Consider the following 18,764-nt stretch of genomic DNA (forward strand, 5'->3'; position numbering starts at 1 on the left):
AAGAAACCTCATAAATTTATGAGGTTTCTTTGTTTTACTATTTTACTAAAAGTAGTTTATCCTTTTACTTTATTTTTAAATTGGTCAAACTTGTCAGCTTGTTTCTTTGGCCAGCTATTGTTAGAAGTATCTACATCTGCAGTTTCAAAATCTGGATCAACCGTAATACTCTTAATTTCTCTTGTTGAAGCAAATACTCTTTTTACAGTTGTGTCATCTTTCATCCAAATTTGAGCAGGGAAAGTTTGTCTTTCAGTAGAACCATCTTCATAAGTCAACTCTACAATAATTGGCATTACTAAACCTCCTGGCTTCTCAAATTCGACAGAATAAATAAAAGATGGAACTTCCTTACCATTTGCATAGCTGTCCATTGCTGATGCATTGGCATCTTCTTTTTTATCTGTAATATATACTAAGTCTCCTAAACCTTCAAAATACTGCTTGTATTGTTCTTTTAACTTAGTTACTCTTTCACTTGGTTTGTCTGTTAAATATAAACTTTTTACTGCTTTAATTGCAATATCTGTTACATCTGTAGTGTAAAACCATCCTCTCCAAAACCAATCTAAGTCCATTCCTGAGGCATCTTCCATAGATCTAAAGAAATCAGCAGGGGTAGGGTGTTTAAACATCCATCTTTTAGAATACGTTCTAAATGCATGGTCAAATAATTCAGGACCCATAATAGTTTTACGTAACATGTATAAACCAGCGGCTGGTTTTGAGTATGCATTCGGACCAAATTGTTTTACATAATCTCCTTGAGACATGATAGGAGAAATATTACTTTGATCTCCACCCATATATCTTGTAATCTTTTTTGCAGGATTGGTAGCAAATAATTCTGAATCGTATGTTAATTCTGCTAAAATCTCTACAAAAGAGTTTAAACCTTCATCCATCCATGTCCATTGTCTTTCATCAGAATTTACAATCATTGGGAAAAAGTTATGTCCAACTTCATGTATAATTACACCAATCATTCCTTTTTTAGTTCTATCAGAATACGTTCCATCAGCATTTGGACGACCAAAGTTGAAACAAATCATTGGATATTCCATTCCTTGTCTTTCTGAGTGAACAGAAATAGCTTTTGGGTAAGGATAATCAAAAGTTAATTTAGAGTATTCAACAAGGGTATGTGCAACCGCTCTTGTTGAATGCTCTTCCCATAAAGGATTTCCTTCTTTTGGATATAGAGAAACGGCCATTACAGTTTTACCATTTACGTTGGTCGCCATTGCATCCCAAATATATTTTCTTGAAGATGCAAAAGCAAAATCTCTTACTCTTTGAGCTTTAAATTTCCAAGTTTTTGTGCCGCTAGCGCGTACTTTTTCAGCTTTTTCCGCTTCTTCTTGGGTTACAATGAATACTGGGTTATCAAAACTCTTTCTTGCTTTTTCCCAACGTTTGCGTTGTGTTTTAGATAAAACATTTTTTTCATTTTGTAAAACACCGGTAGCATCTACAATATGATCAGCAGGCACTGTTAAGTTTACTTCATAATCTCCAAATTCTAAAGCAAATTCACTTCTTCCCCAGAATTGCATGTTTTGCCATCCTTCTACATTGTCATAAACGGCTAACCTTGGGAAGAACTGAGCAATCGTATAGTTGTTATTTCCATCAGGAAAAGTTTCTAAACCAGAACGTCCACCATCCTTATTAATGTCATTTATTTTATAGTTCCATTTAATTCTAAATTTGAAAGATTCACCAGGAGCTAATGCTTTAGGTAAATTAATACGCATCATTGTTCTGTTGATAAAATGAGATAATGGAGCGTCATTGGTTTCTACTTTTTCAATGTTAAAACCAAAACCTTTACCTTCTTTCATGTAGGTGCTTTGAAAGTTGTTAGGTGTTATAAATGCAGCAGCACCTCCAGAAGTAGCTAAAGGAGTTTTAGAATCATCTGCTCTCATATTTTGATCTAATTGTACCCATAAATACTCTAAATGGTCTTTAGAGTTATTTTGATAGGTAATCTTTTCATCACCATAAATTATGTTCGTGCTTTCTTCTAAGCGAATATTCATTAAATAATCAACTTTTTGTTGAGAATATTGATGGCCAGGAGCACCAGAAGCTGTGTGCTGGTCATTTGGGGTTGCCAAAACATCTTTCATTTGTCTGAATTTGTTTTGATCAATGTGGCCTTGTTGTGTTTTCTTTGCTTCTTTTTTTTCTTGAGCAAAATTTGTAAACACCACAAAGAATAAAGAGAATACTAATGGGAAGATTTTTTTCATTTTGATTTAATTTTATTTGATTTAAAAATGACCTCGAAATTAACGATAACTCTTTACATACGTTAAAGAATGTTTAGGTTTTAACATATTTTTATCATAAAAAAAAGACAATCTGAATTTAGATTGCCTTTTTAGCTAATTTTCAATAAAATTTATCCTTTTATATTCTTTTTAAATTTTTCAAATTTATTTGATTTCTCTTTTGGGAAACTATTATTTGAAATATCAACATCGGCAGTCTCTAAATCTGGATCAATCTTCATACTTTCAACTTCTTTTGATGATGAAAATACTTTAGTAACTTCTCTGTCATTATATCGCCAAATTTGCGCAGGATATGTTTTTCTTTCTTTTGTGCCATCTTTATAAGTAAATTCTATAATAATTGGCATCACTAATCCACCTGGCTTATTGTAAGTAATTTCATAATGATATTTTGAATTTTCAACTTTTTTTGTAAAGCCTAAACCTTCCGATGTATCTTCAATAAATTCCACAGAACTATCTGTAGAATTTGTTTGATATTTCTTCACACCTTTTATGCCTATATCTGTAACATCTGTCGTGTAAAACCATCCTCTCCAAAACCAATCTAAATCTACACCAGAGGCATCTTCCATCGTTCTAAAGAAATCTGCTGGAGAAGGATGTTTAAACATCCATCTTTGAGAATAGGTTCTAAAAGCATGGTCAAATAATTCTTTACCCATAATAGTTTCACGTAAAATCCATAAAGCAGTTGCGGGCTTGCCATAAGCATTACTTCCAAAACTATATACATTATCTCCTTTAGACATAATTGGCGCAATTTTGGACTGATCTCCACCCATATATTTAATAATATTTTTAGGATAGCCTCTTGTAATTGGGAAATTAGGATCGTAAGCTAATTCGGCTAACATTTCCATATAAGAATTTAAACCTTCATCCATCCAAGTCCATTGTCTTTCGTCAGAATTTACAATCATAGGGAAGTAGTTATGCCCCACTTCGTGAATGGTAACTTTAATCATTCTATACTTCATTCTATCGGAATAACCACCATTTGGCAAATCTGGTCTACCTGGGTTAAAACAAATTTGTGGGTATTCCATGCCCATTTGGCCATCGACAGAAATTGCTTTGTGATACGGGTAATCAAAAGTGTATTTAGAATATGTTTTTAAAGTTTGCGCAACTGCTTTTGTAGAATGATCTCCATACAAAGGATTTGCTTCTTTAGAATATAAAGAATATGCCATTACAGTTTTGCCATTAATGTCGACAGCCATCGCATCCCAGATAAATTTTCTGGAAGTTGCAAAGGCATAATCACGCACGTTTTTAGCAACAAATTTCCAAGTTTTCGTTTTTTTAGAACGAGCTTTTTCAATCTTTTCTGCTTCTTCTTGTGTTCTAATTATTACAGGACTATCGAAAGTTTGTCTCGCTTTCGCTAATCGTTTTAGTTCTTTTCTTGATAAAACTTCTTTTTCATTTTGCAAAACTCCAGTGGCTCCTAACATGTGATCTTCTGGAACGGTAATATTTACTGTAAAATCTCCAAACTCCAAAGCGAATTCACTTCTTCCCCAAAATTGATCGTTCTGCCAACCTTCTACATTATCATACACACACAGTCTTGGATAAAATTGTGCAATTACATAATTATTATTGCCATTTTCTGTAAAATGCTCATAACCAGATCTACCACCTTGTGTTCTATGATTGTTGATGTTATACCACCATTTTATATTGAATTTAAACGTTTCTCCGGAAGCCAAAGGCTTTACAAGATTGATGCGCATCATCGTTTGGTTTAGGGTGTAAGATAATTTACTACCATCTTTATTTGTAACGCTCATAATATTAAAACCACCATCAAAACGTTCTTCAGGAAAATTTCTTTTAAAACGACGTATACTCATTTTTTTAGAAATAGAGCTTGGAGAAATATCTGGAGTTTTGGAATCTGCAGCTCTCATATTCTGGTCTAACTGAACCCATAGATAGGACAAATCATCAGCTGAATTATTATGATACGTAATAATTTCTGAACCTGTTATTTTGGTTTTATCATCATCTAAAATGATGTCCATAACATAATCAACTTTCTGTTGCGTGTATGCTTTACCTGGAGCTCCAGAGGCCGTCCTTTCTGCATTTGGCGTTGGTAGTTCTTGTTTTAATTGTTTAAATTTATTTTGATTAGTGTGGCCTTGTTTTGCTTGAGCAAAAGAGTTTGTTATTAGAACAAGGGAAAAAAGGAAAATTCCAATTTTTTTCATAAATCTGTTGTTTTGAGTGGAGTGACTATTCATATTTAAATTTAGCTAAATTTTCTTTTTTGGTCAGTAATATACTTTTGTGTTTATCTCCAAGTTTACACTTTGTTAAATTTTGTTGTTCTGGAAAATGTTTTGTGAGTATATTATTAGTAAGATCTATAGTTTTTAATTGATTGATGTTTTCTATTTCTAGATAGAAATAAACTAAATCTCCATCATATTCTTTACCTATATACTTGAATTCTTTAGGAATATTATCAACTTTAAAATGTATTTTTTCTTTTAAATACCTCTTAAAATAACTATCATTATTCTTGAATTCATTTTTTGTGGTCAATTGTAAATTAATTTTGTAATCGCTATTTAATGCGGTTTCAATATCATCCATAAAAACATTGATTACAATTTGAATAGATTTCGACTCACTTTTGTAATTTATTTGTGTTAAACTTAAATAATTCTTGTGTGCAGTAAAAGATAAAAAGGGAATGATAAATAGCAGTAAAAATGTTTTCTTAAATTTCATGAAATTATTAAAATCAAATATGAGACCAAATTACTGTTTTTTTATCATTTTAAGGTAAGACACCTTTTCTGTTCGTAAAATTTTTATCACCTCCAAAAGATTTCCATCTTTATGAAAATCTTCTATACCTAACGGATTGCAATATTCCAGAAAATGAAAGTATTTATCAATAGGAATTTCTAATTCATCAAAGAAAAATTTCTCTCCAAGTGTGGATAAAATTTTATACGGAAAAGCTTTTTTTTGAGCTAAATTTCTGCGCAAAGCCCATAAACGCGCTGAACTTTTAAAAGGCATAATTATGCCGCCACCAACACCTGCAAATTTTGCTGTTGGATCTGTTTCATTTATATGTGGTCGAACTCTACTATCGATATAATCATCGGCTTCAACAACTTGCATGTTAATTTTAGAAAAATTCATAACATTTTTTAAAAGAGAATCTCTTTTATTCGTGGGCACAGTTTTTGTGTCAACACTCAATCTACCTATTAAATTATGCCTTTTTAGTTCAAATTCATCTAAAGAATATATGTTGTATTTTATGCGTATATTCATTTTTCTGTTTTCAATAATATTTTTAGTAATGATTACTTTTTTTGAAATATGTTGAATGGAAGAAAGGCTCAAAGTGTCACCTTCAGAAACGAAAATTCGAAAAATTCCATTGTCGTTAGAAAAAGTTCCTTGATTTGTTTTTAGGTTGATGACGTTTGCATTTTTAACAATCCCTAAAGAATCTAATATTTTTCCAGTAATAATTTTATTTTTTTCTTGAGAAAAAGTGCTGAGCATACTGATAAAAAAGACGAATAATATAAGAATTTTTTTTATCATGGCTTTTTTTTAACTTTTACAAATTAAGTATTTTCTCTTTAAATTTGATGAAAATAATTTTAAAGTTCTGTTAAAAAAAGTCCCTATTTGCTAAATAATGAGGCACTGTAAGCATTTATTTTTTTTGGAAATACTCTGCTCTCGTCTATTAAAAATTTTGTGAGTATGATGTTCTTTTTTCTTATAAAATGATAAATGATATTTTTTTGAATACAATAATTTAAAAATGGGTTTACATACTCTTTTTTAATTTGTAAATCTGTAATAAAAAAATCATCTGTAAAGTATTTTCTAATTTTAGAAAGAACAATATTTTCTTGTGTAATTTTAATTAGTTCTTTTTTACGTTTAAAGAACTAATTAAATTATCAATACTTATTGCGGCATTAGATTTGAAGTTTATGACAGAATTATTAATCTTAGGTTTTGCATTTAAAGTGAGTGATTTCAGTATTTGTGGGTCGATATAAAAAATACTTTTGGGATTTTTTAGAGTAAAACTGTCTAAAGAATATGTGTTTTCTTCAAGTACTATTTTAATATTTCTTTCAGTGAAATTTTCTTTTGTTATTATAAATTGCTTACTTTTTATCTTGATGCGGGAAAACTGCAAACTATCACCCATAATAGCCGAAATGTCAAACCAACCTTTATCATTCGAAATGGTTCCTTTCTGTGTTTTTTTGTTAATTATATGCAAATCAGACATGACCGTTTCGTTAAAAAAACTTTCTCCCTAATTAGTATTCTTTTTTCCTGACGATAAGATAAAAAGGTAAAAATTAGAAAGAATAGTATTGGTTTATTTTTCATGTCAACAAAGAAAAGAGTAGACCTTCTTAAAACTATTTTAATAGAATTGTAAACTTCTGTCAAAAACCTTTTCTATGCTATGAACTTATTAGAGTAAATATTTTGTTTTTGGCTTAATAAGAAATACCTCATAAATATCCCTAATTATAAAGAAAAGTAAACTATTGCTTTTCTAAGGTTACAATAGACTTACCAAAAACATTCGAAGTGATACCGTTAATGGTTACGGTCTCATTTACATCTAATTCTATTTTCATAAAATCTCCAGTGAAATCAATAATATCAAGATCCAAACTAAGTCCACCATGCATTAAGCTCAATACATTGTCACTATAGTTCCATGCGCTTGAAGTAAAACCAAAAATATCGTTAAATATAAAAGCGTCTAAAGTATAGATGTCAACGTTAGTTTGATTATAACTTATTTCAAGCGTAAAATCTCCAGTAACATTAGCAATATCTGGATTTTCAGAAAAATTAATAAAAGCATTATAATTACTTCCACGAACATCTGCAATTATCGTTTGAGTGGGAGCAGGGTTTGTTACAAGCACTGTAGCACTCTCCATTTCAAAATTAGCCAATGCCCATGTACCTGCTAAGTCTGATTTTGTAATTTTAAAATCAGAGTCATTATTGATTATACATGAATAAAAAACTGAAATCATTAGTATTAATATTGAAATTTTGGTTTTCATAAGATTTTTTTTCTGAAGTAAGATATTAAAAGCTTTTCTTTGCTAATTTAGAAAAAATAACATTTAGTTTCTATTATTTTTTGAGATATGAAAAAATTAATCATTGCAAGTACGTCAACGATTCATGGAAGTGGCTATTTAGAATATTTATTACCTACATTAACTACTTTTTTTGTGGATGTAAAAACGGTACTTTTTATTCCTTATGCGAGACCAGGTGGTATTTCTTATAATGAATACACTAAAACTGCAGAAAAAGCATTTGCAAAAATAAATATTGGTGTTACAGGAATTCATCAATTTGAAAACCCAAAAGAAGCCATACAAAAAGCGGAAGCTATTTTTACAGGAGGAGGAAATACCTTCGAGCTTGTGAATAAATTATATAAGAATGATATAATTTACGCCTTAAAACAAGCTTTAGAGACTGGTACTCCGTATTTAGGTACGAGTGCTGGAAGCAATATTTGTGGCGTTAATATGAAAAACACGAATGATATGCCAATTGTATATCCGCCAAGTTTTACCACTTTAGGAATTATTCCTTTTAACATTAATGCACATTTTTTAGATCCTATAAAAGGCTCTAAACATATGGGAGAAACTAGAGAAACAAGAATAAAAGAGTTTCATGTGTTTAATGAAGTTGCTGTTTTGGGTTTACGTGAAGGAAGTTGGCTTGAAGTTTTCGGTGATAATATCTCTTTAAAAGGAAAGCATACAGCAAGGTTGTTTCAACAAAATTTGGAAGCAATAGAGTTAGAGAAAGGTAGTTTGAAGTGGGAAGCAGGAAAATAATTCTTCTAATTTATCACTCTAAATTTTAGTACGTTACATAATCTATAATTTCCAATCCGTACCCAATCATACCCACTCTTTTCGTTTGTTGTGTGTTGGTTACTAATTTTAATTTGCTAATGTTTAAATCATGTAAAATTTGTGCACCAATTCCAAAATCTCTTTGATCCATTGCTATTGCTGGTGCTTTTAATTCTCCTTTTTTCTGATTTTCTTTTAAAACAGATAGTCTGTTTAATAAGTTTTTGTATTGATTTTGTTGGTTGATAAATAATATAGCCCCTTTTCCCTCATCATTGATCACTTGAAACATTTGATCTAACTTCTTATCAGCATTATTCGTTAAGGTTCCCAAAATATCATTATTTACTAATGTAGAATTAATTCTTGTTAAAACGCCTTCTTCATTTGTCCAAGAACCTTTTGTTAATGCAATATGTACTTGATTATTTGTAGTTTGTTGATACGCTCTTAATCTAAAATTTCCAAAACGAGTTTCTAGCTCAAAATCATCTTTCTTTTCGATTAAGGAATCATGTTCCATTCTGTAAGCAACTAAATCTTCAATAGAAACAATTTTAATATCAAACTTTTTTGCAACTAGTAGAAGTTCTGGTAAACGCGCCATGGACCCATCTTCATTCATGATTTCTACAATAACACCCGCAGGTTTTAAGCCTGCTAAACGTGCAAAATCGATTGCAGCTTCTGTGTGTCCAGTTCTACGTAAAACACCACCTTCTTTTGCTCTTAAAGGAAAAATATGACCAGGCCTTGCCAAATCAAAAGGTTTTGTTTCAGCATCAATTAAAGCATTAATGGTGAGTGCTCTATCTGAAGCAGAAATACCAGTTGTAACACCTTTTCCACGTAAATCGACAGAAACAGTAAAACCAGTTTCCATAGGATCTGTATTGTTATTCACCATCATTCCTAAGTCTAACTCTTTACAACGTTTTTCAGTTAATGGTGCACAAATTAATCCACGACCATGCGTTGCCATAAAGTTCACCATTTCTGGAGTTACTTTTTCAGCAGCAGCTAAAAAGTCACCTTCATTTTCTCTATTTTCATCGTCAACGACAATGATAATTTTACCATTTCTAATATCGTTAATAGCAGCTTCGATTGTATTTAATTGGGTACTTTTCTGTGAAGTTTGTGTTGTCATATTTTTTTACCTTTTTTTGGTGCTAAATTTTTAAAAAAATTGGTAATAGGTTGTAAGAATGAATCTATATTAAATATTCCTTTGTCTTTGGTGGCCCTCCTGGTTAATAATATGGCAACAGGTATCATAATAATGGCAGAAATCCATGAGCCTAAAAATGCCGAAATAGTACTTTCTTCAGCTAAGTTTTTACCAAATGTATTTGCAAAAAAGTAAATAACATAAACCGCAATTGCTAATATCATGGGCATTCCAAAACCTCCTTTTCTAATGATGGAACCCAATGGAGCACCAATAAAAAATAAGATTACACAAGATAAAGAAAAAGCAAGTCTATTGTAATACTCTGTATCATAAAAATTAAGTATCTTTCTTCTCCATTTTATGGATGCAGTATTGTTTTTTAAAGTATTAAAAACTCTGCTCGTTTTTGCTATGGCAGAATTTAAAATTGTAATTTTTTCTTTCAATTGGAAGTTTTGAAGTGTGATACTATCTAAATTCTTCTTTTTTAATGAATCGGAATATGAATATAATTTTTTTGCCTTTGTGCTTATAAAAATATTTTTTGCTCTTAAATCTAGACTTTCATAATAGGTTTCTTTTAACTTTGGAATAGTATCCTTTATCTCCTTTAAACTATACATCATAGGATATCCTTTGTTGCTCAGGGAATCTAGTTTTCCTTCATCGAAACTATTACCAATATCAATATTAAATTCATATTCCTTAAAAGTAGCATTAGAAGCTGCCATTTTTTTTCGTTTTGCAGTTGTTCTTGCATTTTTTACATGTTCCTCATAGTAATTACCATCATATAAAATAAACGTCATATATCTACTACCTTCTTCAGTAACTATTTTACCTCTGTCTGCAGTAATTACTTTTTGATTTCCTCTATTACTTTTTAAATCATAAATTAAAACTTTCTTTAAAAGGTTTTCTTGTTCCCCGTATTTTTCCTCAAATTTAATTTGATAACCAGGTAAATCTGCATTAAAACTTCCAGGCACTAATGCCATTGCTGGTTGCTTTTTTTTAATATTTTGTTTTAAATTTATTTGTTTAAAAACCGCATAAGGATATACATTGTTTAAAAATAAAAAGTTAATTCCGCTTAAAAGAATGGCTAAAATACCAATAGGTCTAACCAAACGTTGCAAGGAAATACCTGCAGATTTAGCAGCAGCAAATTCGTAGTTTTCACCTAAATTCCCTAATGCCATAATAGATGATAATAACACACCTATTGGCAATGCTTGTGGAATTATCATTAAAGTTGTGTAGTAAAGAAATTTTAGTATAAAAATGAGGCTAATACCTTTACCGGCAATGTTTTCAAATGCCTGCCATAAAGCCTGCATAACTAGCACAAATAGTACAATTACAAAAGTGGCTACAAAAGGTTTAAAAAAACTTTTTAAGAGGTATTTATCTAAAATTTTCATAAAAAGCAAAAATAGCATCTTAAATATTAAGATGCTACTAATTTTCTGTTAATTGAAAGAATTAATCAATGGTATAATTTTGACTTAAGTATTTTTGTTTATCAAATTTAAAAAAGTTTTCAGACAATACTTGATTACTCTTAAATGTGGTAATAGTGAATGTTGTTTTAGAGCTATTAGAGCCAGTTTGTACTAACTTATAAATATGTTTTGTTTTTGCATCAATACCTAATTCAACTTTAACAATATCTGAATTACTATCGATAGGATTTAAGGTGACAAACTGTATTTTTCTCCCATTGATATTTTGTAGTTTTCCCATATCAAAATTGTAACCATCTTTGTAAAAAGTTAATAATTTTGATGGATAAATAAAACCATCATCACCATCTAAATCACCTTCAGTAATTGAAATTTCTTTTTCATCATTATTGATTACATATAATTTGTTGCCATCATAAATGAATTTATTACCCAAGTAATTTAAGCTATATTTTTCTTTTTGTAAATTAATGACTCCTCTTATGGGAGGTTCATCATCTTCATTAATTCCGGCATCTTCATTACTTAAAGTTTGACTAAAACCTAAATACATGTTTTCGTAAGCTCCCATTTTTGTAGAAACTTCATCTAATAAAGATTTTGCTTCTTCTGAATTCTGAGAGAAGACTATGGATGTAATACTTAAGCTTAAAAATAAAAGTATTGTTTTTTTCATTTCTATTGATTCTTTTCGTTTTCTAATAATTGTTCTAATGCCAAAAAATCGGTTACTAAAACTTGTCTTGCTTTGCTTCCTTCAAAACCACCAACAATACCGGCTGCTTCTAATTGATCTATCAATCTTCCGGCTCTGTTATACCCTAACTTTAATTTTCTTTGCAATAAAGAAGCAGAACCTTGTTGCGCGATTACTATAATTTCTGCTGCTTCTTTAAAAAGTTTATCTCTGTCTTCAATATTATTATCAATACTTGTGCCACTTTCATCATCTATATATTCGGGTAATAAATAAGCTTCAGGATATGCTTTCTGAGAACCAATATAATCTGTTATTTTTTCTACTTCAGGTGTATCAACAAAGGCACATTGTATCCTATTAATTTCATTTCCAGCAGTATATAATAAATCCCCACGTCCGATTAATTGATCTGCTCCTCCAGCATCTAAAATCGTTCTAGAATCTATTTTAGAAGTTACTCTAAATGCAATTCTTGCTGGAAAATTTGCTTTAATAATACCTGTAATTACGTTTACAGAAGGTCTTTGTGTAGCTACAATTAAGTGAATGCCAATGGCCCTAGCTAGCTGAGCTAAACGTGCAATTGGAGTTTCCACTTCTTTACCAGCGGTCATAATTAAATCTGCAAATTCATCAATAACTAAAACAATATAAGGTAAAAATCGATGTCCATCATTAGGATTTAATTTACGCTTTTTAAACTTAATATTGTATTCTTTTATATTTCTAACCATAGCTGCCTTTAGTAAGTCATACCTGGTATCCATTTCAATACATAAAGAATTTAATGTATGCACAACTTTGGTTGTATCTGTTATAATTGCTTCTTCTACATCTGGCAATTTTGCTAAATAGTGTCGTTCAATTTTATTGAATAATGTTAATTCTACTTTTTTGGGATCTACTAGAATAAACTTTACTTCTGCGGGATGTTTCTTATAAAGTAAAGATGTTAAAACCGCATTTAAACCAACAGATTTTCCTTGACCAGTTGCACCTGCCATTAAGAGGTGAGGCATTTTTGCCAAATCAACCACAAAAGTTTCATTAGAAATAGTTTTACCCAAGGCTATTGGTAACTCCATCGATGATTCTTGGAATTTCTTTGAGGAAATAACGGAATGCATCGAAACTATTGTTGATTTTTTATTAGGCACCTCAATACCAATGGTGCCTTTTCCTGGAATAGGCGCAATAATTCTAATTCCGAGAGCAGATAAAGATAAAGCAATATCGTCTTCTAGATTCTTAATTTTAGAAATTCTAATTCCAGCTTCTGGTACAATTTCATACAACGTAATTGTAGGGCCCACGGTAGCTTTTATTTCTGCAATACCAATTTTGTAGTTTTTCAATGTTTCTACAATTCTATTTTTGTTAGCCTCTAATTCTTCTGGATCTATAGAAATAGTTTCATTGTATTGTTTTAATAAATTGAAAGTTGGGAACTTAAATTTTGATAACTCTAAAGTAGGATCAAACTCACCAAAATCTTTTAATATTTTATTAGATAAATTTTCAGTAGAATGTTCTTCCTCTTCAACTTCATCAACATCAATTTCTAAATCTTCAATAACTTCTTCAACTTTTAATTCAGGTTCAGGTTCTTTTTCTATTTTTAAACTGATTTCCTGTTTATTTGATGAAACATCAGAATGTTTAGAAATGGTAGGTTTTAAATTTTCTACTGATAATTCAAATTCTGATTTTTCTTTTTTATTAGGAGTACTGGTTTCAGGTAGCATTTCATTAAGCTCTGTTACTTCTAAGACACTATCTGTTTTTTTTGCTTCAATATTTGCTGCTTTTCTCGCTAACCTTTCTTGTTTTGTTTTTTCAATGAAAGTATCTAAAGAAACTTTGTATCGAATAATTAAATAGGCAAAAAGCGAAAAAATTAAAACGATGGTTAATCCTATTTTTCCAATAAAAGTTTGTAGATAGCTATTTATTTCAAAGCCCACAACACCGGCTAAAAGAGCATGTTTTTTATTTAAAAAACCAAAAATTAAAGAAACCCATAACATGGAAATCAGACCCCAATTCCAGCTGATAATAATTTTTGAAAATTTCTTTTGAATCAGCAGGTAAAACCCCGTTAAAAAAACCTGGAAACAAATGATAAAGGAAGCCAAACCAAAACCGTCATATATAAAAAAGTGACTTAAATTAGCCCCAATTTTGCCTAAAAGGTTTTTACTTTTTACAGCTCTATCCGTTAAATGATTAAGCGTGCTTTGATCTTCCTGCCAGTTAAAGAAAAACGAAATAAAAGCAATGCATAAAAAAACAGCAAATAACATTAAAAATATTGAGAAAAGCGATTTTGCTTGTCTCGTTTTTAAGAAGGAAAAAACACTAATTTTTTCTTCTTTTTGTAAAGATGCTTGTTTGATGCTTATTCTTTTTTTGGCCATTAAATTGCAAAGTACTTAATTTAGTAAATATATTGATGTTTAAAATAATAATAAAATTTTTGGCACGTAGATGATACCTGCAACAATCAAAGATGTAAAAGCGGCAAAACTTGGTATACCTGCTGCGATATCTTTGATCAAACCTATTTTTTCATGATACTCTGGGTGAATAAAATCGGCAACTTCTTCTATCGCTGTATTTGCAGCTTCAGCGACCAAAACCAAACCAATTATAATAAATTGAATAGCCCATTCTGTAGCATTAATATTAAAATAAAACCCTAAAATAGTGGCGATTAAAGCAAAAAATAATTGGGCTTTAATACTGTCTTCAGTAGTAATTAAAATCCACATCCCTCTGAAAGCAAACTTTAAACTTCGCATTCTTCCTATTAAAAAACCATCTTTAGGATTTTTCATCTTAGATAGCTTTTAAGGCAGCATCGTAATTAGGTTCATCTACAATTTCAGAAACTTGTTCGGTATAAACTACATTTCCATTTTCATCAATGATAACAATTGCTCTAGAGTGCAAGTGGGTTAGTGGACCATTTATAATTTCTAATTGATAATCTTTACCAAATTTACCAGTAGCAAAATCAGAGAGCATTAACACATTTTCTATCCCTTCAGCCCCACAAAAACGAGCCTGTGCAAACGGTAAATCTCTTGAAATACACAATACAACTGTGTTTTCTAATTCTGCTGATTTTTTATTAAATTCTCTAACGGACGTCGCACAAGTTCCGGTATCTATACTTGGAAAAATATTTAAAATAATTTTCTTTCCTTTAAAATCTGACAAACTTTTTTCTGATAAATCTAAAGTTGTTAGTTTGAAATTGGGAGCTTTATTTCCAGTTTTTGGTAAATTACCTAATGTATTTATCGAATTTCCTTTTAATGTAATATTTGCCATTTTTTGTTTTTTTGTAAATCAAAAGTAATTAATTTTATGATAAAAAGGTAAGAAAAATTGATAAGTTCTAAAGTTATGCTTCATCTTGTAATATGTATCTTCGCAATTTAAAAAACTAAATTTAATTAGTGAACATTACGCAATATACATCAGAATTTAAATATAATTGGAAACTTGCAGCCCCTGTTATGTTAGGTATGTTAGGTCATACTTTTGTGTCTTTTGTTGATAATATTATGGTTGGTCAAATCGGAACTGCAGAATTGGCAGCAGTTTCTTTAGGAAACAGTTTTATGTTTATCGCCATGTCAATAGGTATTGGGTTTTCTACGGCCATTACACCTTTAATAGCAGAAGCAGATTCTTCAGATAATTTACAACAAGCAAGGTCTGCATACAAACATGGGTTATTTTTATGCACAGTATTAGGAATTGCTTTGTTTTTAGGAGTCTATTTTTCGAAACCAATAATGTACCTAATGAAACAACCAAAAGAAGTTGTGGAATTGGCAATTCCGTATTTAGATTTGGTCGCTTTTTCCTTAATTCCTTTAGTTATTTTTCAAGCAATAAAACAATTTAGTGATGGTATGTCTATGACTAAATATCCAATGTATGCAACATTACTTGCTAATATTGTGAATATTGTTTTCAATTATATTCTCATCTTTGGAAAATTTGGATTTCCTGAAATGGGTATTGTTGGGGCAGCATATGGTACGCTAGCTTCTAGAATTATAATGGTTATTTATTTATGGCTATTATTACGATACAAAAAGCGTTCAGCACAAATTGTTAAAAATATAAAATTCTTTATTTTAGATATTTTAATGATGAAAAGAATCATCAATTTAGGTTCTTTAAGTGCGATGCAAATGTTTTTTGAAGTTGCTATTTTTACAGCTGCAATTTGGTTGAGTGGTCTTTTGGGTAAAAATCCGCAAGCAGCAAATCAAATTGCATTAAATTTATCTTCCATGACATTCATGGTAGCTATGGGGTTAAGCGTAGCTTCTATGATAAGGGTAGGTAATCAAAAAGGATTACAAAATTATAAAGAATTACGAAGAATAGCATTTTCAATATTTTTTTTAGGAATTATTTTAGCAGTTGTTTTCGCCATTCTATTTTTTGTTTTCCATAAAATTATGCCAACGATTTATGTTGATCTGAATGACAAAACTAATTATGTGGATAATATGGAAGTAGTTTCTATTGCTTCAAAATTACTCCTTGCTGCCGCATTCTTTCAAATTTCGGATAGCATTCAAGTATTGGTTTTAGGAGCTTTACGCGGTTTACAAGATGTTAAAATCCCCACTATTCTTACTTTTATTTCTTATTGGGTGGTAGGTTTTCCTGTTTCATATTTCTTAGGAAAAGAGGAAGTGTATGGTAGTTTTGGCATTTGGTTAGGTTTGTTAGCAGGCTTAACAACAGCATCAATTTTATTATTTATCAGATTTAATAAGTTAACTTTAAAATTGATAAAAGAGAAAGAAAAATTAATATTAGAATAAACGTCAAACTTAAAATAAGTTTGAGAAACAATTAAGAGCTCATATTTTTAAAATGAGATTCTTTTGTCATTCTTCAATTAGAATGTCAAATAAAAAATAAACAAAATGGATTTACCTAAATTTTTATTAGCTGATAACAGCAAATTCCCAGAAGATATTTTTGTGTTGCATACAGAATTTCCACGTTTTATAATTAATTTAAAAGACGATTCAGTTGAGTGGTTTGAAGACTTAACTGGGGAAAGTGAAGAAGATATCGCAACAGAATTAGCTGGTTTAATGGATAAAGCAGGCGAGTTTTACGACGAAGAGATGAAAGAGTATAATTAAGTCATCCGGCTTTAATAATGTTGTATTTTTCATTCTATTAACTAAGCAATTAAATTGCTTAGTTAATAGATATCTATTTTAGATATTTTTTATTTACTAGTTTCTTCTTTTTTAACTTCTACTTTATCTGCAGTAATCCTTGTTTCTCTGTTAGCAACTTCCCAAGCTGTATGAAAAACCAAGCGGGTTCTGTTTTCTAACAATTCGTAGTTAATTTTGTCCGGAGTATCACTTGGTCTGTGATAATCAGCATGTGTGCCGTTAAAATAGAAAATAATTGGAATGTTGTGTTTTGCAAAGTTATAATGATCTGATCTGTAGTAAAACCGATTAGGATCATTTTCATCATTATATTTATAATCTATATTAATGTTGGTGTATTTTTTATTTATTTCTTCAGATAAAGTATGTAATTCTGTACTTAACTTATCAGAACCTATTAAATACACATAATTTGGGTCTTCTTTATGTCTATCATCAATTCTTCCAACCATATCAATATTTAAATCACAAACAGTATTTGCTAAAGGATACAAAGGGTTTTCAGTATAATATTTAGAACCTAACAATCCTTTTTCTTCACCTGTAACATGTAAAAATAAAACTGAACGTTTTGGACCTTTTCCTGCTTTAGCGGCCATTTGAAAAGCTTCAGCAATTTCTAAAATAGCAACAGTTCCTGAACCATCATCATCTGCACCATTATAAATTTCTCCATTTTTTATTCCTTCATGATCTAAATGCGCAGAGATAACCACAATTTCATCTGGTTTTTCTCTACCTTTAATAAAAGCAACAACGTTCTCAGAATCTTTTAAAGGTGTTTTTCTTATACGTTTGTTTAAAAAATCTGCAGGTACTCCCTGAAAATAATCATCACTACCTATGGCGGGAGCAATTCCTTGTTTTACATAAAATTTTTTTAAATATTCTACTGCTTTCTTCTGGCCAAGTTCACCTGTATTTCTTCCTTCAAATTCATCTGAAGCATAAATAAACAAATGCGTTCCTAAATCTTTTGCAGTAATTGAAGCAGCATATTTTAAAGCTTGATCTACATTTGAAGCTTCGCTATTTGAAGCATCTTTACCAGAACCACAAGCTGTAAATACGAATATACTAGCTATAAAAAATATTTTTTTCATCGATTAAAAAATTATTTAAATTAATTTAATGTTATACCAAAAGTACTAAAAAGTTGAAGGTTACTCAAAATTACTTTTTGTTTATGATAAACTGCTTTAAATTCCTGTTAAAATTAATAATTTCACTAGGAAATAAGTTGTCGAAAGAATTGTTATTTATTAATTCGTTTGGAGTTCCTGTGTAAATTTTAGCGTCTGTGAATAAAATGATTTCATCTGCAAATTTTATTGATAAATTTACTTCATGAGAAGACATAATAATGGTCTTTGAAGTTTTTTCTGTCAATTTTTTTAACAAAGAAAAAATTTTAATCGTATGATGTAAATCTAAATGCGCCGTTGGTTCATCCAAAATAATAATTTCAGTGTCTTGTGCCAAAGCTCTTGCAATTAAAACTCTTTGCAGCTGACCATCACTTAATTCGTAAAAACGTTTGTGTTTTAAATGATGAATTTCTGTTTCATCAAGAGCCCAATTTACTTTTTCCAAATCAATATCGGATAATTTATCAATCCAATTTGTATAAGGTTGCCTGCCAAGAGCAACGAGTTCAAACACGGTTAATTGACTTTCGGGAAGCCTTTCAGTTAAAACCATGCTCAAAGCGGTTGCTAGTTCTTGATACGCATATGTTTCTAAGTTCTTATTATTGATAAAAACATTACCGTTTAAAGGTTTTTGAACTTTGGCAATGGTTCTTAATAAAGTAGATTTTCCAATTCCATTTTTACCTAAAACTGTAACTAATTTTCCTTTTTCAATGGATAAATCAATATCAGAAGCTACAATATGATGTGCTTTCTTAGTTCGATAACCAATGGATAGGTTTTCAGTTGTAAGTACTTTATTTTTAGATTGGGTTTTCACGAATTAA

The 18,764-nt window shown here is 30.2% G+C and carries 17 protein-coding genes; 3 read left to right on the top strand and 14 right to left on the bottom strand.

The genetic code is table 11. The features are described from left to right. Positions 1 to 56: 56 nt before the first annotated feature. From BLT88_RS06530 to BLT88_RS06555, 6 genes are all read right to left on the bottom strand, one after another. Complete coding sequence (locus BLT88_RS06530; RefSeq protein ID WP_091953779.1) at positions 57 to 2,258, bottom strand: M1 family metallopeptidase; 2,202 nt, start codon at positions 2,256 to 2,258, stop codon at positions 57 to 59. 152 nt (positions 2,259 to 2,410) lie between these two features. Continuing rightward, on the bottom strand, positions 2,411 to 4,525 hold the full coding sequence (locus BLT88_RS06535; RefSeq protein WP_091955687.1) for a M1 family metallopeptidase: 2,115 nt from the start codon (positions 4,523 to 4,525) through the stop codon (positions 2,411 to 2,413). A gap of 25 nt (positions 4,526 to 4,550) precedes the next feature. Further along, positions 4,551 to 5,051 carry a DUF6702 family protein gene (locus tag BLT88_RS06540; RefSeq protein ID WP_172824266.1) on the bottom strand — a complete coding sequence of 167 codons (501 nt, stop codon included), beginning with the start codon at positions 5,049 to 5,051 and terminating at the stop codon, positions 4,551 to 4,553. Positions 5,052 to 5,081: 30 nt separating this feature from the next. Further along, on the bottom strand, positions 5,082 to 5,888 hold the full coding sequence (locus tag BLT88_RS06545; RefSeq protein ID WP_091953781.1) for a hypothetical protein: 807 nt from the start codon (positions 5,886 to 5,888) through the stop codon (positions 5,082 to 5,084). A gap of 331 nt (positions 5,889 to 6,219) precedes the next feature. Continuing rightward, positions 6,220 to 6,597: a hypothetical protein gene (locus BLT88_RS06550; RefSeq protein ID WP_091953782.1), complete on the bottom strand. Its 378-nt coding sequence runs from the start codon at positions 6,595 to 6,597 to the stop codon at positions 6,220 to 6,222. Positions 6,598 to 6,862: 265 nt separating this feature from the next. Further along, entirely contained in the window at positions 6,863 to 7,399 is a 537-nt protein-coding gene (locus BLT88_RS06555; protein WP_091953784.1) for a hypothetical protein, read from the bottom strand. A gap of 87 nt (positions 7,400 to 7,486) precedes the next feature. Here BLT88_RS06555 and pepE point away from each other — a divergent pair, with 87 nt between their 5' ends. Continuing rightward, positions 7,487 to 8,197, top strand: coding sequence for a dipeptidase PepE (gene pepE, locus BLT88_RS06560; RefSeq protein WP_091953785.1), 711 nt, complete (start codon positions 7,487 to 7,489; stop codon positions 8,195 to 8,197). Between the two features lie 25 nt (positions 8,198 to 8,222). Here the strand turns inward: pepE and ribB are convergent, their stop codons facing one another. The 6 genes from ribB to tpx all read right to left on the bottom strand — a co-directional run bounded on the left by ribB (position 8,223) and on the right by tpx (position 14,894). Next, positions 8,223 to 9,368 (bottom strand): 3,4-dihydroxy-2-butanone-4-phosphate synthase, encoded by a 1,146-nt coding sequence (gene ribB / locus BLT88_RS06565; RefSeq protein ID WP_091953787.1) that lies wholly within the window; start codon positions 9,366 to 9,368, stop codon positions 8,223 to 8,225. Further along, entirely contained in the window at positions 9,365 to 10,816 is a 1,452-nt protein-coding gene (locus tag BLT88_RS06570) for an LptF/LptG family permease (protein WP_036785862.1), read from the bottom strand. The genes ribB and BLT88_RS06570 overlap by 4 nt, the downstream gene beginning before the upstream one ends. A 61-nt stretch (positions 10,817 to 10,877) precedes the next feature. Continuing rightward, positions 10,878 to 11,534, bottom strand: a complete 657-nt coding sequence (locus tag BLT88_RS06575; protein WP_091953788.1) for an outer membrane lipoprotein carrier protein LolA — start codon at positions 11,532 to 11,534, stop codon at positions 10,878 to 10,880. Between the two features lie 2 nt (positions 11,535 to 11,536). Beyond that, positions 11,537 to 13,975 (bottom strand): DNA translocase FtsK, encoded by a 2,439-nt coding sequence (locus BLT88_RS06580; protein ID WP_091953790.1) that lies wholly within the window; start codon positions 13,973 to 13,975, stop codon positions 11,537 to 11,539. Between the two features lie 39 nt (positions 13,976 to 14,014). Next, positions 14,015 to 14,395, bottom strand: coding sequence for a diacylglycerol kinase family protein (locus BLT88_RS06585; RefSeq protein WP_091953791.1), 381 nt, complete (start codon positions 14,393 to 14,395; stop codon positions 14,015 to 14,017). Position 14,396: 1 nt separating this feature from the next. Further along, positions 14,397 to 14,894, bottom strand: coding sequence for a thiol peroxidase (gene tpx, locus BLT88_RS06590; protein ID WP_091953793.1), 498 nt, complete (start codon positions 14,892 to 14,894; stop codon positions 14,397 to 14,399). A gap of 128 nt (positions 14,895 to 15,022) precedes the next feature. Here tpx and BLT88_RS06595 point away from each other — a divergent pair, with 128 nt between their 5' ends. Beyond that, positions 15,023 to 16,414, top strand: coding sequence for an MATE family efflux transporter (locus tag BLT88_RS06595; RefSeq protein WP_172824268.1), 1,392 nt, complete (start codon positions 15,023 to 15,025; stop codon positions 16,412 to 16,414). A 105-nt stretch (positions 16,415 to 16,519) separates the two neighbouring features. After that, positions 16,520 to 16,744: a hypothetical protein gene (locus BLT88_RS06600; RefSeq protein ID WP_091953794.1), complete on the top strand. Its 225-nt coding sequence runs from the start codon at positions 16,520 to 16,522 to the stop codon at positions 16,742 to 16,744. 89 nt (positions 16,745 to 16,833) lie between these two features. On the opposite strand, the gene BLT88_RS06605 is transcribed toward BLT88_RS06600, so the two are convergent. Then, positions 16,834 to 17,889, bottom strand: a complete 1,056-nt coding sequence (locus tag BLT88_RS06605; protein ID WP_091953796.1) for a M28 family metallopeptidase — start codon at positions 17,887 to 17,889, stop codon at positions 16,834 to 16,836. A 70-nt stretch (positions 17,890 to 17,959) separates the two neighbouring features. Next, positions 17,960 to 18,757 (bottom strand): ABC transporter ATP-binding protein, encoded by a 798-nt coding sequence (locus BLT88_RS06610; protein ID WP_091953797.1) that lies wholly within the window; start codon positions 18,755 to 18,757, stop codon positions 17,960 to 17,962. Positions 18,758 to 18,764 lie beyond the last annotated feature (7 nt).

It is taken from the genome of Polaribacter sp. Hel1_33_78 (assembly GCF_900106075.1).
Taxonomy (GTDB): Bacteria; Bacteroidota; Bacteroidia; order Flavobacteriales; family Flavobacteriaceae; genus Polaribacter.

Excerpts from the sequence above, each read along its gene's own strand:
- BLT88_RS06585 (WP_091953791.1), bottom strand. The coding sequence starts at position 14,395 with ATGAAAAATCCTAAAGATGGTTTTTTAATAGGAAGAATGCGAAGTTTA.
- BLT88_RS06555 (WP_091953784.1), bottom strand. The coding sequence starts at position 7,399 with ATGAAAACCAAAATTTCAATATTAATACTAATGATTTCAGTTTTTTAT.
- pepE (WP_091953785.1), top strand. The coding sequence starts at position 7,487 with ATGAAAAAATTAATCATTGCAAGTACGTCAACGATTCATGGAAGTGGC.
- BLT88_RS06535 (WP_091955687.1), bottom strand. The coding sequence starts at position 4,525 with ATGAAAAAAATTGGAATTTTCCTTTTTTCCCTTGTTCTAATAACAAAC.
- BLT88_RS06575 (WP_091953788.1), bottom strand. The coding sequence starts at position 11,534 with ATGAAAAAAACAATACTTTTATTTTTAAGCTTAAGTATTACATCCATA.
- ribB (WP_091953787.1), bottom strand. The coding sequence starts at position 9,368 with ATGACAACACAAACTTCACAGAAAAGTACCCAATTAAATACAATCGAA.
- BLT88_RS06545 (WP_091953781.1), bottom strand. The coding sequence starts at position 5,888 with ATGATAAAAAAAATTCTTATATTATTCGTCTTTTTTATCAGTATGCTC.
- tpx (WP_091953793.1), bottom strand. The coding sequence starts at position 14,894 with ATGGCAAATATTACATTAAAAGGAAATTCGATAAATACATTAGGTAAT.
- BLT88_RS06540 (WP_172824266.1), bottom strand. The coding sequence starts at position 5,051 with ATGAAATTTAAGAAAACATTTTTACTGCTATTTATCATTCCCTTTTTA.
- BLT88_RS06570 (WP_036785862.1), bottom strand. The coding sequence starts at position 10,816 with ATGAAAATTTTAGATAAATACCTCTTAAAAAGTTTTTTTAAACCTTTT.
- BLT88_RS06580 (WP_091953790.1), bottom strand. The coding sequence starts at position 13,975 with ATGGCCAAAAAAAGAATAAGCATCAAACAAGCATCTTTACAAAAAGAA.
- BLT88_RS06550 (WP_091953782.1), bottom strand. The coding sequence starts at position 6,597 with ATGTCTGATTTGCATATAATTAACAAAAAAACACAGAAAGGAACCATT.
- BLT88_RS06530 (WP_091953779.1), bottom strand. The coding sequence starts at position 2,258 with ATGAAAAAAATCTTCCCATTAGTATTCTCTTTATTCTTTGTGGTGTTT.
- BLT88_RS06605 (WP_091953796.1), bottom strand. The coding sequence starts at position 17,889 with ATGAAAAAAATATTTTTTATAGCTAGTATATTCGTATTTACAGCTTGT.
- BLT88_RS06600 (WP_091953794.1), top strand. The coding sequence starts at position 16,520 with ATGGATTTACCTAAATTTTTATTAGCTGATAACAGCAAATTCCCAGAA.